Source organism: Nonlabens sp. (genome assembly GCF_047636915.1).
Taxonomy (GTDB): domain Bacteria; phylum Bacteroidota; class Bacteroidia; order Flavobacteriales; family Flavobacteriaceae; genus Nonlabens.
The window spans coordinates 1-16,264 of sequence record NZ_JBLIGN010000060.1; the positions used below are offsets into that span (position 1 = coordinate 1).

Here is a 16,264-nt window from a genome sequence, read left to right on the forward strand (position 1 = left end):
TAAGGACTAAAAAGAGGCTAGAACTAAAATGATCCTTATGCCGGCTCTAGATAAGGTAGGGAACGTAAAAGACAAGAAAACAACCTTTTGAAGTTGTGATAAAGTGCAGTAAAGTCTTTATTTTTTCTATAGGACCTTTATTTTGTTTAACAAAAAGAGCTCTTTTATTGTTTCCTATTCATTTAGAGTTAATGTTATTATAATCAATTGATAAAGTAACGTTACAGGAGTTTTTTATCAATTATCTTTTCTTATCTTAAAATCTAAATTTAAATATATATGAAAATTATTAAATCAATCGGAATAGCAGCTATAACTGCATCCTTGTTTTTGGTGTCTTGTAAGGATGAAGCAGCCGAAAAAGAAGCTGCTCAAGCTAAAATCGAACAAGAAATAGCTGATGAACAAGCCAGCGCTCTTAAAATGGAAGAAGAAGCGAAGGAGAAGAGAGATGCCACAGCGGTAAATATCAACGGTGCTTTGATGTATCCTGACATGACAATAGTAGAAAATGCATCTACAAGTAAGGACCTTTCTACCCTAGTCGCTGCGGTCGCCGCAGCCGGATTAGTAGAGACTTTAAATAGTGAAGGGCCATTCACGGTTTTTGCACCTACTAATGAAGCATTCAGTGGCTTACCAGAAGGAACAGTAGAAACATTATTAAAGCCTGAAAATAAAGCAACGTTGAGCGGTATACTTACCTATCATGTGGTTTCTGGTACTGTAATGGCCGGTGATCTTTTAAAAATGATCGAAGAAGGTAAGGGTAAAACGAGCTTTCCTACTGTAAACGGAGCACAATTAACTGCAATGGTGGTGGATGGAAAAGTAATGATCAAAGACGCTACTGGCGCAACAGCAACAGTTGCAATAGCTGATGTAAAGCAGTCTAACGGAGTAGTACATGTAATAGACAAAGTATTACTACCTTCTAAATAAGTAGACAACTGTAAATTAAAAATGGCTTTCTTTTAAAGGAAAGCCATTTTTTTTATGCTAAATACTATCTTTTAATTCAGTAAAATGGGTGTTCCAAAACCTAATTTTTCTAGTTTATCCAATTGTGTTGCTTTATCCCCCACAATCAAGTAAATCATTTGTTCGGGATGTATATACTCTTGGGCCAGATTTCTGACGTCTTCCAAGGTTAGGGTTTTAACTACTTCCTGTCTTTTTAATGCATAATCTACCGGTAGTTGATCTTCTTCAATGTTAGAAAGCATTCTTAATTTAGCTCCTTGAGATTCAAAGGCTCTTGCGCTAGATTTGATCATATAGCTTTTAGTAATTTCTAGATCTTCTTGTGTAAAGTTAGCACCATAATTAGAAAGAATTTCTTTCACTAAAGCCGTAGATTCATAGGTTACATTAGAGCGTACGCCACTACTTATATTGAATATACCGGCAATAGGAGAGCCGCTATACTCAGATCTTATTCCGTACGTATATCCTTTTGCCTCACGCAACTCTTGTGTCAATTGTGAAGCAAAGCCACCACCGCCTAGACGATAATTCAACACCTCTACTTTATAATAGTCTTGATGGGTCGATGGAATACTTGGATAACCAAAACTCAATATGGATTGCTTGGCATTAGGAACATCATAGAAATAAACCTTAGAGGAAATGGGTGTTTGTATGGGAGCTATCTCAGGAATATGCACATCCTTTTTAGCCCATTTTTCATTTAATGTTTGAAGAGATGAAGTCACCTCTTCTTTTGTGATGTCTCCCACTACTTTGAAACTTGTTAGCTGTGGCGTGATATAATCGTTATAATAGGATTTGAGATCATCAATAGTAATCTTTTCAACGCTTTCTGCAGTTCCTAAATTATTTTGAGATAAGATGTGGTCCTTTCCATAAACAAGCTTATCAAATTGATTGCTAGCTATAGCTCTAGAACTTGCCTTCTGTTGTTGGATCTGACTCAAAGTTTGTTGCTTGATCAAATCAAATTCAACTTTATCCCAACGAGGTTCTAACAATAGTTCATTTACAAGTTTCATCACTTCTTCATAATTACGAGATAGGGAACTGGAACTAACAGAAATACTTTGATTACTTGATCTTACATTGATAGAAGCTCCTAACTGGTCGATGGCATCTTCTAATTCAGCAGGTGTTTTTGTTGCGGTTCCCTTATTCATTAAATCAGCTAGCATTCCAGAAACACCTATTTTGTTGGTGCTTTCTAATAGCATACCACCTTTGATTTCTAGTTGTAGTTGAACTAAAGGAACTTCATTATCTTCTATTCCCAATACTTTAATACCTGAACTCAATTCTTCTCGATATACTTTAGGAATAGCCAGGGTAGGTGTGGAGCCGTATGCGGGTTCTATTGTTCTATCAAAACTGGACGGTGTAGGTTCATATTCGGCTGCGATGCTAGCATCAAAAGATTCTTCAGCGCCTTCTAAGATTCGTTCTTCCACTACATCTGCTAATTGAGCACCTGTTACCGCGAAAGCAGTACTGCCTTTAGGTACAAAACTAGTCATGACATAGTGCTGCGCTTTGATGTACTTATTATAAACATACTTTACGTCCTCTATAGTAACTGCTTGTTTGTTTTTTGCGTCTTGTTCATAAAATGCAGCATCTCCAGCGAGAATCTGATATTGAGTTAGTTGAAATCCTTTCCCCAAAACACTAGAAAGACCTTGATAGAAGTCTGTTTCTTGACTTGTTTTAATGCGGTCTAGATCGTCCTGAGAGATGCCATTCTTTTCAAATAATTTCATAGCCTTATTCACACTGTTTAAAACACTGTCCAGATCAATACCGTTATATGCTCTTGCTACAACACTAAATTGTCCAGCAAGCTCAGAAGTGTAGCTGTAAGCATAAGCTTGGTCTGCTACTTGATCACCTTCTACTATTACTTTATTGAAAGGTGCTTTCTTACCTCTAGAAAGGTAAGTGCCTAATAGTTCTAACGCATAGGAATCATTATGATAATTAGGAACCGTAGGCCATGTCATTCCTAATCGCGGAGTTTGTGCAAAGTTGTCTTCGTAGTAAAGGTTTTTAGTGGCGGCTAATTGAATAGGCTCTACTATAGTTTTAGTAACTTCTTTTCCTTTTTTTATCTCTCCAAAATACTTCTTTACCCAGTCTAAAGCTTGACTCGTTTCAAAATCTCCAGCGATAGTGAGAACGGCATTATTAGGAGTGTACCATTCTTTATAAAAATCTTTTACGTCTTGGAGGGAAGCATTTTGTAAATCTTCTAAGGAACCTATTACTTGCCAGTTGTATGGATGTCCTTTAGGGTATAGATTTTTTCCTACAACATAGCTTTCATGACCGTAGGCATTATTATCGACGCTTTGGCGCTTTTCGTTTTTCACCACCTGCTTTTCTTTAGCAAGAACAGGATCTGTAACGGTATTTATAAAATAACCTAATTTATCAGCTTCAGCCCAGATCATTTTTTCTAAAGCATCTTTAGGAACGGTTTGAAAATAGTTGGTAACGTCACGACTCGTAGAGCCATTTGCTCCTGATCCACCTATTCTTGCGCTCATAGCATCGAGACCGCCTTTTCCTAAGTTTTCGGATTCTAAAAATAATAAATGCTCAAAAAGATGTGCAAAACCTGTTTTACCTTCTTTTTCCCTCGCGCTTCCTACGTGTGTGGTGAGAGCAACAGCTACTACCGGATCAGATGTATCTACGTGAAAAATTACGGTAAGACCATTTTCTAGTGTATGTTTTTCAAACGGAATAGAGATTTCTTGAATAGAATTATCTGGTGTCAGGGTAGTGTTTTGGCTAGAATCGTTACAAGAAAAAAAAGCAGCAACCATAAAGGTTATGGCTAGAAATTTTATTAATTTCATAGAAGTTAGATTTGGTTATGTAAAGCAAGATAATTGTTGTCATAATTCACATTATGTTAAAATTAGTTAAAATAATATTTCAAGAGCTAAAAAAAAACCGCTCTTAGAGCGGTTTTTATAAATTGACTTACATCTTTATAGGTGTTGATGGTGAGCAAAATTCTCTAGTGTTTTCACTTTATTTACAGTTGCTTGGATTTCATCTTTCTGTGTTTCCAAAATCGAAACAACAGTAGGCGGCAAAACCTTTTTGTGTTCTAATACCAGATCATATTCTTTAACAGCTGATTGATCTCCTGTTAAACATTCTTCTAATATGGACTCGTCTGTGTTAGGGCTCATCGCCGCTTTAATATTCATCCATCCTCTGTGCATATCTCCAGTAAATGAACCATCTAATTCGGGCGTCTTATTCATTCCTTTCAGTTCACCAGTTAAGGAGGCTGCATATAAAGTACGTCTTGCCCCTTGTTTTGCAAACCAATTTTTCAATTGGACACGCTCGGTTACTTCAGCAGCATTTGAATAACCACGCTGAGCATCGTATGTTTTTTCTAATAATAGGTTGAGGTATCTTTCTGTTTTTATGGTATCCATAGTTTGTTGTTTTTATTAAAATAACGAACTACTCTCTTAACTTTCTTAATATATTGTGAGTTGAGAAAGGTTTAACAAACGCAGATTTTTGGTTAATGTATCCGCGTCGTTGCGTGTTAGAGACACTTTTTTTAGTGTAAAAGGTGACTCCGTTGACGATGAGTAAATTAATAGTTAAATAGAACTAATTCAAAAATTCTATCATTGCGTGAATCTAGGCTAACATATGGGTTGCCATAAACTTGTTCTTCTTTGCATTTTTGGTAAGGCATACAGCACACTTAACTGAAGCACGTCTTTCTATATAGAGGTATATATTGGTACAAACGCATTATTACTATGGTTAAGGTATAAGTATAAATGCAGCTCTAAATCTTTTGGAGAAAGTCATCTGTTTTATAAAATTTTCTTTAAGAAAATAAGCCATGCTGAAAGACAAAAATAGTATTTTATAAGCGAGAGGTATAGGTAAGTGATTTAGATGCCGTCCAATTCTATTTACTTTTCAGTCAAGTTAAATAATATGATATGGCTTATTCTTAGTGTATAGGGGCTAGCGCTCTATAAGAATTAAGACGATATAGAGTAGTTTTTACGGAAGAGAGAAGTCATGTGACTGATTTCCTAGAGAACATATAGCTTTTGTTGATTTTCAATACTACCAGCCACTAATTTCTAAATAGGGAGGGACATTATTTATGAGGTACTATGAGTTCTTAGTATTGGAGGTAAAGAAGTGAATTTATTTAAAAATATATATGCGCCTTTTAAGAATCTTATATGGGTAATAGGTTTGCTTGAATAACGTTTAGAATTTATCTCCTTTCATTTTAGAGAGTTTGTTGCGCTCATCTTGGAGCTGTCTTCCTAGTTTTTGCTCCTTTTCTATAGATTTATGACGAAATTCTTCCAGTTCTTCTTCGATAGTTTGCAGTTGTTTGTTTGCTGCTTTTGTAGTCATGTTGCTGCTTTTAAAACGCAAGCTCATAAAAATGAAAAGGAAAGTTAATATTGCTAAAATGGACCATACTATAGTGTTGTAAACTCCTTTGCTGGTCTGGATACCCAGAAAGTTTAAGGAGTCTTTTTCTGTATTTACGTCGGTTAACTTGGTGTTTAGCCCTGCAAGCTTACTTTCTAGAGTTACAATTCTATTGTTTTTTTTGGTAACTGAACTTTTAAGGGTGGCGATATTTTCGTTCAACTTTTCAATATGCTTGTTCGTATTTTCATGAAGTATATGTATCTGTTTTTCTTCAATGACCTTGTATTGTTTATAGTTATTAGATTTTTCAATTAATTCTTTAAACTGATGGTCAAGGCTATTTAACTTTTGTACTGCATTTTGCCCCTGAGCTAAAAAGGAAGTTGCAACGGCTAGATATAGAAAAAGATAGTTCATTCGTTAGGTTATAACTGATCAACGATTTGATGCGTTGCTCATTTTGTGGTCTTACATTTTTTATTTTAAAAGTCTTTTTGCTTATTGATAAAATTCAATTAGTGTAAAGATAAACATATTGTAAACTTACTGTATTCTAAACTGTTTTATTGAGTTTCCACTTTCGCGAAAGCGAGAATAAAAAATGCCCTACTAAAAGTAGGGCATTTTTTTTATAACCTGTAATTATTCATTCATAGTAGCGAGAAATTCCTCATTATTACGCGTTTTTTTCATTTTTTGTGAGATAAACTCCATGGCTTCGACCGGGTTCATGTCAGCAAGATACTTACGTAAAATCCACATATGTTTCATCGTTTGCTCATCAAGTAATAAGTCATCTCGACGGGTAGAAGATGATGTTAGATCAATGGCAGGGAAAACACGACGGTTAGATATATTTCTATCCAATTGTAATTCCATATTTCCAGTTCCTTTGAATTCCTCAAAGATTACTTCGTCCATTTTAGATCCGGTCTCCGTAAGCGCTGTCGCAATGATAGAAAGTGACCCTCCACCTTCAATGTTACGTGCAGCTCCAAAAAAACGTTTCGGTTTGTGTAGTGCATTTGCGTCAACACCACCAGAAAGTACTTTACCACTTGCAGGTTGCACCGTGTTGTAAGCACGAGCAAGACGTGTTATCGAATCCAGTAGAATCACAACATCGTGACCGCATTCTACCATACGTTTTGCCTTTTCAAGAACAATATTAGCCACTTTTACGTGGTCATGTGCTTCTCTATCAAAAGTAGAGGCAATTACTTCTCCATCCACATTGCGTTGCATGTCAGTAACTTCTTCGGGACGCTCATCAATCAACAAAATTAATTGATAAACTTCTGGGTTATTTGCAGCTATTGCGTTTGCAATATCTTTAAGTAACATGGTCTTACCCGTCTTAGGTTGTGCCACTATCATTCCACGTTGTCCTTTACCGATGGGAGCAAAGAGATCCATGACGCGAGTAGAAATACTAGCGCGTCTTCCTGCAAGGTTAAACTTCTCTTCTGGGAAGAGTGGAGTTAAGTGTTCAAAAGAAACACGATCTCTTACTACTTGTGGATCCAGACCATTGATTTGTGAAATCTTGATTAAAGGAAAATATTTTTCTCCTTCTTTAGGTGGACGCACCATTCCTAAAACAGTATCTCCTGTCTTCAAACCAAAAAGTCTGACTTGTGATTGAGAGACATAAATATCATCTGGACTAGCAAGATAATTATAATCACTACTGCGTAGGAAACCATAACCGTCTGGCATCATGTCTAGCACTCCTTCACTCTCGATTATACCGTCAAATTCGAAGTCAGGATCGCGGTAACGATTGCGAGTATCTTTGTTGCCCTTAGGAACATTGTTTTGAGTACTGTTACTTCGTGTGTTTTTCTGGCGATTGCTGTTGCGACTGTCGTTTTTATCGGCAGTCTCGTTGCGATTATCTCTTTTTTTCTCCGGCTGCTCCTTTTTATCAGTCTTAGCTTCAGGAGCTTCATTCTTTTCGTTACGAGGTTTGCGAGGATTAGGCTTGTTAGGTTCATTTCTTGGGCGAGGTTCCCGAGTTTCCCTTGGAGTTTTTTCTTTTATCTCCTCAGCAGTGACAGGAATTAAAACTTCCTTTTTAGCAGCACGACGTTTAGGTTCTCTACTTTGTTTTACTTTTGAGGGAGCTTTTTCTTGAGTGTCTGAAGAAGTTTCTTCTTTATCAGAAATTGTCGGAGTAACATCAACTGATGACGCAGTAACTTCAGGATCTAAGTTTTTGACCACTTCTGGGTTTGAAGCTTGTAGATCAAGGATTTTGTAAACCAAGTCAAGTTTGCGTAGTTGTTTGAATTTAGGAACATTAAGTCCTTTTGCTATATCCTGTAATTCAGGAAGTTTTTTAGATTTTAAGTCAGCTATTTGAAACATGTATCTATTTAGAATGTATAATATTTAAAAGGGGAAGTTTGAATTTAAAACTTATCAGAAAAATTTTAAATTGCTAGATAACATATGGAGAGTAAGTTATCTTCTCAGCATTGCAATAATACATTAAAAATTTAATATCTGTCGTTCTTTTAACGCGATATCGCAAATGTATCTCAAAATATTTGAGAGCAGCAGGCAATTGAGAGTTCTTCTAACTGATGCACCAAATCTTATGAGGGTCCCATTTGGGACACTTTATGGCAGTGCCGTTTGGGTTGTGTTCTTTGCTAATTTAAAAAATAATTAGAAACCAATTTGATCGCATATATCCAATTTTATATGCTATAAAGTTCTATTTTTGCTTTGCTAGTGAAAATTGGCATTCATGATACAACGCATACAGACCATATATTTATTTTTAGCAGCTATTGTTTCTGGTGGCCTTATTTGGCTTGTAGAGCACGCTATTAATGGTGAAGGCAATGAGTTCGTAGGTATGGATGAAAATTTGTATCTTAGTATATTTATGGGGAGTGCATCATTATCTGTAATTGCCATATTTCTTTTTGGAAATAGACAACTGCAAACTGTTGTGAACCGTTTAAATTTATTATTAAATCTTTTTATACTAAGCGTTTACGTATATCAATCTCTAATGATGTCTGGAGAAACGGCGGTTTCTGAGAAAGGCATTGGAATGTTCATTCCTATCCTATCTATCGTTTTAATCGTCTTGGCTAACAAGGCAATAAGAAAGGATGAACAACTCGTAAAATCTGCAGATCGATTGCGATAAACATATTAATCTTGGTACTATTAGTGAAAAAACCTGTGAGGCGCCACCTTGCAGGTTTTTGTTTTTAGATGATTTTTGAGTATATAAGCTTAAGGTATCTGATGGGGTAAAGACGGTAGATTGACTAAAGATTACAGACTTTTTGTTTTCCATCCGAGAAGTCTTTTGATTAACGACAAAAGATAGCCTGCTTTCTCCTTGATAAATTTTACCTTAAACGACAAAAGGCTTCCCGTTTTCTCTTTTAGAAATCTCGTGACGATAGGAAGGTTGATAAGTGACCACTGGTTTTTCATTCGGAAAATCCATTGACCGAAGCCTAAGGCATATCGATTTCTCGTCTTTTTTTTAGAGGAATTTGATCACTAACGCGACGGTTTTCTCGTCTTCCCAGAAAATTTAGGTTGGAGATCATTTAATCGACGCAAGGGGTCTGTCCCAAAATTTATCTAGAATCCATTGTGGATCAAGAAGCGATTGATCATCAAGCTTTTATTTGATAACCTATTGCAGTTGTTGCAGGGGTCTCCCTTAGGGAAATGTATGCAAGACAATTTTATGTAGGTGTTGGAATGGATCTAAGACTAAGCGAGGCTTAAGGATGTTAAAATAAATCCCGTCTCCAGCTGGACGCCGAACAAGCCAGCATTGGAAATACCTAGAGTTTAAAATAGCCTTCCTGCCGATTTTCAGCATAACTAAAAAAGTCATTTGTTGTTTGTCAGCCATATTTTGAGCGCATCGAAAAAGTGAGTCAATCTTTGGTCAACATTTTTATCGCAAAAAACCAGACGGCTTATGTTAGTAAAGTGACCACTGCAGTGATAAACAAAGGAGACTGCCATTAGATAGATTTATGTGAAACTGCTACCTATCTTTCTCCACAACTTCCAGATTGCTAATCTTCCCAGCATTGATTTCAAAACGCAACATCGTCCGTTTTTGATGAAATCCCTGCATTCCTATAGCTCCTGGATTCATGTGTAAGCAATCTATCTTTTTATCATTGATTACTTTAAGAATGTGAGAATGACCACAAATAAAAATATCTGGCGGATTGTTATAAATATCTGGACGTACCCGCTGATTGTAACGACCAGGATATCCGCCTATATGGGTGATCCATATATCCATTCCTTCACACATAAAACGGTTGTGTTCTGGAAATTGCATCCTCGCTTTATCATCATCAATATTTCCCCACACGCCGCGCAACGTTTTAAGCGCCGCAATTTGGTCGGTAACTTTTAAATCACCGATATCTCCAGCATGCCATACTTCATCGGATTGGTTGACGTATTTGATTATAAAATCATCTATGTGACTATGTGTGTCAGAAAGGAGCAGTATTTTCATAGTACAAAGGTACTTATAGTCATTGGGTCTTTGAGCTGTGAAAGGTGAGTTTTTGAGTCCTAATTAAAAAATACGACAGACTTTTTGTGTTTCTTTCAGAAACTCTTGTGACAATATAGCACAGACGACAGGCAAAAGACAAAAGACAAAATATGGTTTGAGTTGTCCTCGAGAAATCTCTTGATGATAGAAAACCTAAAAGAGGGCTCGCTTTTCCTTCGGAAAATCTCTTGACCAAAGACAAAGGCATATCGAGGGCTTGTTTTTTTTTTAGAAACTTGATATTTAACGTGACGGTTTGTTTGTCTTCCCAGAAAATTTGGGTTAAACATTATACCATCAAAGCAAGGGTTCTGTGCCAAAATTTATTTGGGATTCATTAGGCATCAAAATACAGAGGATCATCAAGCTATTATTTGACAATTTACAATTCTGGTCGTATAAATTTCTTTTGGGGAAATGTATGCAGGACGATGGGATAAAGGTGCGGTAATGGATATAGGAGCCAGCGCGGCTAAAAGATGTAAAAATAAATTTCGGTTCCTACTGAATGCTTAACATATCAGTATTATAAACGTTCCAATGTTTAAAACATTTATGATGCTGATTTTTCAACAGGACAAAATAGTAGTCTATCTTCTCTCATTAAATTTATAGAGCCCGAACAACGGGCAAGTCTGTCATTGGTGGCATGAGGTTTCTCAAAATAGAAAGTGAAAGGTAACTCCTCAAAAGCTCCATATCAAAAAAAAAATCCATACTCGACATTCTAACTTCTGATTAAAAATCATTCCTCCTACATCAGCAAAGTTTAGCGCTCAGCGATAACAAGCCAGTTATCGGCCGTTTTTCAACAAAATATGGAGCGCAGTAAAAAACGAGCCAGTCGTTTGTCAAAAATCTATACTCCATATTCCATACGCCATCATCATTCCACTTATCTTTGTACCCATGCAAGAGAAGTCACGTTATTTTATGGAACTGGCCTACGATGGTACTAACTATCATGGATGGCAGCGACAGCCACAAAGTATTTCTGTACAAGAAGTGCTGGAAGATGGCTTGCAAAAAATGTTGCGGGAAAACGTAAAAATCCAAGGCGCAGGAAGAACTGACGCTGGAGTTCATGCCGCTTATATGGTCGCTCATTTTGATTATTCAGGGGAGATTGATTTGGAACATTTAGTATACCGCATGAACAGATGGATCCCGAAAGATATTGCTATTTATGATATCAAACCCGTTACAGAAAACGCGCATGCACGTTTTCATGCCTACAAACGTTCTTATGAATATCATTTTTTATTGCGTCCAGATCCTTTTCAGGTACATCAAGCTTACGTCCTTTTTAGAAAACCAGATTTTGATTTGATGCGGGAAGCCGCGGCTATTTTACCACAGTACAAGGATTTTGAATGTTTCTCGAGAACGAATACAGATGTAAAAACCTTTATTTGTGACCTTACTGAAGCTCGTTTTGAATTTAAAGAACATAAAGTTATCTTTCACATCACGGCAAATAGATTTTTACTCAATATGGTAAGAGCAGTAGTTGGTACTTTGTTAGATATAGGCTACGGTAGGAAATCTATAGAAGACATGCATAGAATCATTGCCTCCAAAGACCGCAGTGAAGCTGGATCAAGTGCGCCGTCTGGCGGCTTGTTTTTGACACAAATTCATTATCCAAAAGAGCTGTTTTTGTGAAAAATGAAATTCTATTTCAGGAAACTCAAAAATTCAATCAGTGGCGGTTGTGCATTATTTTTATGGGTATTGTACTATTTCCATTATCGCTATTTAATTGGGGCAACAACTTGGTAAATCAATTCACTACTGATAAAATTATCCCAAGTAGTATAGCAGTAGGTATTTTGGTTTTATTTTTATCAATTAAGCGGTTTGCGACCATTACGGAAGATAAAATTACGGTTTCTTTTTTCCCATTTACAAAAAGAGAATTTATTGGACCGGTTTGCAATTTACACCAGTAATAGATGATGGGTTTATAGGTGGCTTGGGTTTTAGGATATGGACTTGTTATGGAACGGTCTACCATCTAAAAGGTTCTAAAGGATTACACATTAAAACAGCCGATAAGCAGTAGTTGATCGGCACACAAAATGAAGAAAAATTGCGTTCTAAAATTGCGCATCTATTAAAATAAATATGGCATCTACTTCAGGCAACGCTTTTAATTTAGGGCTTTTTAAAAGGCTTTTATCTTTTACAGGACCTTATAAATTGACTTATTATTTTGTCGCGCTTAGTGCTATTTTGATCGCTATTGTCGCCATTGGAATGCCCTATTTAATTAAAGTGGCTATTGATGATCACATCATACCACAAGAATTTGAAGGTTTTACTGGTGTGATAGGGTTGATGATCGCAGTCCTCGTGGCTGAGGTAATTCTTCAACTCAGTTTTATCTATTATGCCAACTGGCTAGGACAGCAAGTCATCAGAGACTTGCGAGTGAAGCTTTTCAATCACATGATGGGTTTCAAAATGCAGTATTTTGATAAAAGTGCCGTAGGGAAATTAGTGACAAGAGCGGTAAGCGACATTGAAACTATAGCCAGTATATTTTCTCAGGGATTATTTGTCATTATTTCAGATTTATTAAAGATGGTGGTTGTTCTTGGTTTTATGGCCTATTCCAGTTGGAAGCTTACCTTAATTGCATTAATCGTGATGCCATTTATTCTTTATGCGACCCGAGTTTTTCAAAAAGCAATGAAAGTGGCTTTTGAAGAAGTGCGCACTCAGGTAAGTAATCTCAATTCCTTTGTTCAAGAACGGGTGACAGGAATGAAGATTGTGCAAATTTTTAACCGTGAAAAGATAGAATACGAACAGTTTAAGGAAATCAACAATAAGCATAGAAATGCTTGGGTAAAAACCGTTTGGTACAACTCCATTTTCTTTCCTATTGCAGAGATGGCTTCTAGCATCACTATAGGATTGATTGTTTATATAGGTGTTGTGATGAACATAGGTGCCGAAATAAAGTTGGTTGAAATTGGTACCATAGTCATGTTTATAGATCTTTCACAGAAATTGTTCAGGCCATTGCGTCAAATTGCAGATAAGTTCAATACACTTCAAATGGGAATGGTTGCTGCAAATCGTGTTTTTGGAATTCTAGATACCGAATCTAAAATAGAAGATAAAGGCGAGTTAATTGCTTCTCACTTAAAGGGAGCCATAGAATTCCAGAACGTAGATTTTGGGTATGTAGAGAACGAGCTGGTTTTGAAAAACCTCAATTTTCAGGTAGCCGCTGGAGAGACAGTGGCGATAGTCGGTGCTACTGGCGCAGGGAAATCTACGATTATCAATTTGTTGTCGCGTTTTTATGAAATTAATAGTGGAGATATTTTGATTGACTCCGCTTCCGCGAAAGCGTACCAATTAGCATCTTTAAGAGCACAAATAGCCGTGGTGCTGCAAGATGTATTTTTGTTTGCAGATACTATTCTGAACAACATTACACTTCAAAACCCAGAGATAAGCGAAGAAGATGTGATCGCAGCCGCAAAGAAAATAGGTGTGCATAAATTTATCATGACCTTGCCTAATGGGTATCATTACAATGTGAAGGAAAGAGGCGTGATGCTTAGTTCTGGACAGAGACAGTTGATCGCATTTTTGAGAGCTTATGTTTCTAATCCTAGCATATTAGTTCTAGATGAAGCGACCAGTTCTGTAGATACCTACAGCGAGCAGTTGATCCAAGATGCTACTGATATCATTACAGAAGGTCGTACTTCTATAGTAATCGCTCACCGACTTGCCACCATCAAAAAAGCCGATAAAATCATTGTGATGGATGCCGGTGAAATCGTAGAGATGGGAACACACAATCAGCTTCTTGAAAAAGAAAATGGCTATTATAAAAATCTTTACGAGGTGCAGTTTTTACAGCAGGAAGTGGCTTAAATAACGCCAGTCACTTTTAGAACTATTCCTACTAGTGTCCCTACAATCCCACTAGCTATAAGTAACTTAAATAGAGCAAAAATACAAATCAAGTTTTTTGATAAAATGACTGTACGATCCATTCTAAAACACCTCTTGGAACAGTACATATGGTACACGTACATTAATGGTAATCTCACCAGACTTATGTAATTGATGAGATCTGGTGGAAAGAAAAAGTGCAACAAGGTAAAAGGAGTTGTAACAATTACAGCATGACCATATGGGTGCATGTAAAGTGCTATTTGTTCTATAAAATTAAATTACCGCTTGTTTCAGAAGGTAATGAGAGCTGTTAACCCTAAAAAGCGGAATAGTCAGCAAAAATATAAACCACTGAAAATCGAAAGCTGTTTTGGTGCGTTTATCAATTTGTGCTAGATTTTCAGTTATTTTTCTTCACCCATTCCTATTTGTTGATAGGCTTCAATGGTTGCCGGTCTTTGAGCTGCCATCATAAAATCAATCACATTGGTGTTTTTAAGAAAAAAGGTGTGAAGTCCAGTAACAAAGAGTGCGACTAATAAATAACGCATCGCATCCATGTAATTCACACGACGGCCATTTATATAGCCGTCAATCACCTTTTCTGGATAATTAAAAAGGGCGAAACAAGTTTTTATAAACACATTTTCACTTCCCATATAAGGTTCGGAAATTTCAGCACTAACTTTAGGTGGAGTAAGTCTATATTCTACTCATTTTGAATCACATGCAGAACAAAATTCCTATCCTGTATGGCGCATTTAATTACAGTTTTTATAATGGCGTCCGATTATGCGAGGTGGGATTTTATTTTTTTCGCAAGTTCATCTGTATCGGTATAGGTTTCAAATGCTCCTTCATGAACTAAAGAAATTTGTCCTGTTTCTTCACTTACTATTAATGCAATAGCACTACTGCGCTCTGTAAGTCCTATAGCTGCCCGATGCCTTAACCCAAAACGTTGTGGGATTTTTCTGTTTTCAGAAACAGGTAAAATCACACGTGTGGCAGTAATCTTATTTCCTTCAATGATCATTGCGCCGTCATGCAACGTACTGTTCTTATAAAAAACACTTTGTATGATAGAGGCATTTACAAGAATATCTTGATGATCCCCCGTATTTTTTAAAAATTCTAAAGAGCCATCTCTTTTAATACCTATCAAGGCACCCGTTTTAGAATAACTCATTTTTTCACAAGCTTTAACTATTTCATTTACTACGGTATGGTTGCTATCTTGTTCTTCTTGAAAGATGCGCAGTTGTTTTAGAAAACGTTTGCGAGATGTGAATTGTGTCGAACCTAACATCAATAAAAAACGTCTTATTTCTTGTTGAAAAACGACAATAAGTGCCACTACTCCTGCACCAGTTACTGCTCCTAAGGCCTGACTCAACATTTCCATATTCATAAATACCGTCAGCTGGTAAACCAAGTAAATAATGAAAATCCCTATAAAAATATTCAATGCAGCAGTTCCTTTAACTAATCGGTACAAATAGAAAACCACTGCCGCAACGAGCAGAATGTCTATGAGATCAATGATTCTAAACCCAGGAAGTTCCATGTAGCTAAAATATAATTAATTTATGAGTAACTCCTTATAGAGGGTTATAGTTTCCTCAGCTTCTTTAACATCATGGACACGTAAAATCGCAGCTCCTTTAAGTAGACATGCCATATGAAGGGCAGTAGTGCCGTTTAAGGCTTCTTTTGCCGTGGTATTTAAAGTTTTGTAAATCATTGATTTACGCGATACACCAGCAAGTATAGGGACACGATGCGCTTGTAATAAGTCCAGATCAGAAAGCAGTTCAAAACTTTGTTCTCGAGTCTTAGCAAATCCAAAACCTGGATCAATTACAATATCGGTGATACCGCATGCTCTTGCTGCCGCAATACGTTCAGAAAAATAATGATTGATTTCTACGAGCATATCTTCATAACTGGTCATAGACTTCATGGTTTGCGGGGTGCCGCGCATATGCATCATGATATAAGGGATTTGCGCATTTCCAACTGTTTGCATCATCTTGGAAGATAGAAGGCCAGCGCTTATATCATTCACGATTGTCGCACCGTGGTGAATAGCTTTTTCTATAACGCTTTCGCGAAAGCTGTCACAACTCAAACCCTTAATCGTAAAACGAGCTGTAATCAGGTCAAGAACAGGTAAAACTCTAGATAATTCTTCCTTCACAGAAATGTTGGTCCCATCAGGTCTAGAACTGTAGCCGCCTACATCAATAAAAGTAGCACCGTCGTTAAGCATTTTCTCCACCTGATTCAAAATAGCGGTGTCATTTTTAAGTTTGCCGCCGTCATAAAAAGAGTCTGGAGTGC

General features: G+C 36.8%; 13 protein-coding genes. 5 read left to right on the forward strand and 8 right to left on the reverse strand.

The annotated features are described in order from the left end of the window. Positions 1-423 precede the first annotated feature (423 nt). Positions 424-942 (forward strand): fasciclin domain-containing protein, encoded by a 519-nt coding sequence (locus tag ACJAT0_RS09465; protein ID WP_374003300.1) that lies wholly within the window; start codon positions 424-426, stop codon positions 940-942. A gap of 71 nt (positions 943-1,013) precedes the next feature. Here the strand turns inward: ACJAT0_RS09465 and ACJAT0_RS09470 are convergent, their stop codons facing one another. The 4 genes from ACJAT0_RS09470 to rho form a co-directional block, all read right to left on the reverse strand. After that, the gene (locus tag ACJAT0_RS09470; RefSeq protein ID WP_415181455.1) at positions 1,014-3,851 is read right to left on the reverse strand and encodes a M16 family metallopeptidase; all 2,838 of its coding nucleotides are present in this window, start codon (positions 3,849-3,851) and stop codon (positions 1,014-1,016) included. A 135-nt stretch (positions 3,852-3,986) separates the two neighbouring features. Further along, positions 3,987-4,448, reverse strand: a complete 462-nt coding sequence (locus tag ACJAT0_RS09475) for a ferritin-like domain-containing protein (RefSeq protein WP_415181456.1) — start codon at positions 4,446-4,448, stop codon at positions 3,987-3,989. Between the two features lie 808 nt (positions 4,449-5,256). Then, positions 5,257-5,850, reverse strand: a complete 594-nt coding sequence (locus ACJAT0_RS09480) for a hypothetical protein (RefSeq protein ID WP_415181457.1) — start codon at positions 5,848-5,850, stop codon at positions 5,257-5,259. Between the two features lie 225 nt (positions 5,851-6,075). Next, the gene (gene rho / locus ACJAT0_RS09485; RefSeq protein ID WP_415181458.1) at positions 6,076-7,803 is read right to left on the reverse strand and encodes a transcription termination factor Rho; all 1,728 of its coding nucleotides are present in this window, start codon (positions 7,801-7,803) and stop codon (positions 6,076-6,078) included. 385 nt (positions 7,804-8,188) lie between these two features. Here rho and ACJAT0_RS09490 point away from each other — a divergent pair, with 385 nt between their 5' ends. Then, a complete protein-coding gene (locus ACJAT0_RS09490; RefSeq protein ID WP_415181459.1) occupies positions 8,189-8,599 on the forward strand; it encodes a DUF4293 domain-containing protein in 411 nt (136 codons plus the stop codon). 867 nt (positions 8,600-9,466) lie between these two features. Here ACJAT0_RS09490 and ACJAT0_RS09495 read toward each other — a convergent pair. Next, a complete protein-coding gene (locus ACJAT0_RS09495; protein ID WP_374003241.1) occupies positions 9,467-9,955 on the reverse strand; it encodes a metallophosphoesterase family protein in 489 nt (162 codons plus the stop codon). Between the two features lie 951 nt (positions 9,956-10,906). Here ACJAT0_RS09495 and truA point away from each other — a divergent pair. From truA to ACJAT0_RS09510, 3 genes are all read left to right on the forward strand, one after another. Continuing rightward, positions 10,907-11,662 carry a tRNA pseudouridine(38-40) synthase TruA gene (gene truA, locus ACJAT0_RS09500; RefSeq protein WP_415181460.1) on the forward strand — a complete coding sequence of 252 codons (756 nt, stop codon included), beginning with the start codon at positions 10,907-10,909 and terminating at the stop codon, positions 11,660-11,662. Next, positions 11,659-11,949 carry a hypothetical protein gene (locus ACJAT0_RS09505; protein WP_415181461.1) on the forward strand — a complete coding sequence of 97 codons (291 nt, stop codon included), beginning with the start codon at positions 11,659-11,661 and terminating at the stop codon, positions 11,947-11,949. The genes truA and ACJAT0_RS09505 overlap by 4 nt, the downstream gene beginning before the upstream one ends. A gap of 175 nt (positions 11,950-12,124) precedes the next feature. After that, positions 12,125-13,897 carry an ABC transporter ATP-binding protein gene (locus tag ACJAT0_RS09510; RefSeq protein ID WP_415181462.1) on the forward strand — a complete coding sequence of 591 codons (1,773 nt, stop codon included), beginning with the start codon at positions 12,125-12,127 and terminating at the stop codon, positions 13,895-13,897. 428 nt (positions 13,898-14,325) lie between these two features. Here ACJAT0_RS09510 and ACJAT0_RS09515 read toward each other — a convergent pair whose 3' ends face one another. From ACJAT0_RS09515 to folP, 3 genes are all read right to left on the reverse strand, one after another. Further along, positions 14,326-14,580, reverse strand: coding sequence for a DUF3667 domain-containing protein (locus tag ACJAT0_RS09515; RefSeq protein WP_415181463.1), 255 nt, complete (start codon positions 14,578-14,580; stop codon positions 14,326-14,328). 131 nt (positions 14,581-14,711) lie between these two features. Then, positions 14,712-15,488: a diadenylate cyclase CdaA gene (gene cdaA, locus ACJAT0_RS09520; protein WP_374003246.1), complete on the reverse strand. Its 777-nt coding sequence runs from the start codon at positions 15,486-15,488 to the stop codon at positions 14,712-14,714. A 15-nt stretch (positions 15,489-15,503) separates the two neighbouring features. Further along, positions 15,504-16,264, reverse strand: a 761-nt coding sequence (gene folP, locus ACJAT0_RS09525; protein ID WP_415181464.1) for a dihydropteroate synthase, incomplete at its 5' end; no start/stop codon positions are given.

Coding starts and splice junctions, on each gene's coding strand:
- ACJAT0_RS09470 (WP_415181455.1), bottom strand. CDS start 3,851: ATGAAATTAATAAAATTTCTAGCCATAACCTTTATGGTTGCTGCTTTT.
- rho (WP_415181458.1), bottom strand. CDS start 7,803: ATGTTTCAAATAGCTGACTTAAAATCTAAAAAACTTCCTGAATTACAG.
- truA (WP_415181460.1), top strand. CDS start 10,907: ATGCAAGAGAAGTCACGTTATTTTATGGAACTGGCCTACGATGGTACT.
- ACJAT0_RS09480 (WP_415181457.1), bottom strand. CDS start 5,850: ATGAACTATCTTTTTCTATATCTAGCCGTTGCAACTTCCTTTTTAGCT.
- ACJAT0_RS09510 (WP_415181462.1), top strand. CDS start 12,125: ATGGCATCTACTTCAGGCAACGCTTTTAATTTAGGGCTTTTTAAAAGG.
- ACJAT0_RS09515 (WP_415181463.1), bottom strand. CDS start 14,580: ATGGGAAGTGAAAATGTGTTTATAAAAACTTGTTTCGCCCTTTTTAAT.
- cdaA (WP_374003246.1), bottom strand. CDS start 15,488: ATGGAACTTCCTGGGTTTAGAATCATTGATCTCATAGACATTCTGCTC.
- ACJAT0_RS09465 (WP_374003300.1), top strand. CDS start 424: ATGGAAGAAGAAGCGAAGGAGAAGAGAGATGCCACAGCGGTAAATATC.
- ACJAT0_RS09490 (WP_415181459.1), top strand. CDS start 8,189: ATGATACAACGCATACAGACCATATATTTATTTTTAGCAGCTATTGTT.
- ACJAT0_RS09475 (WP_415181456.1), bottom strand. CDS start 4,448: ATGGATACCATAAAAACAGAAAGATACCTCAACCTATTATTAGAAAAA.
- ACJAT0_RS09495 (WP_374003241.1), bottom strand. CDS start 9,955: ATGAAAATACTGCTCCTTTCTGACACACATAGTCACATAGATGATTTT.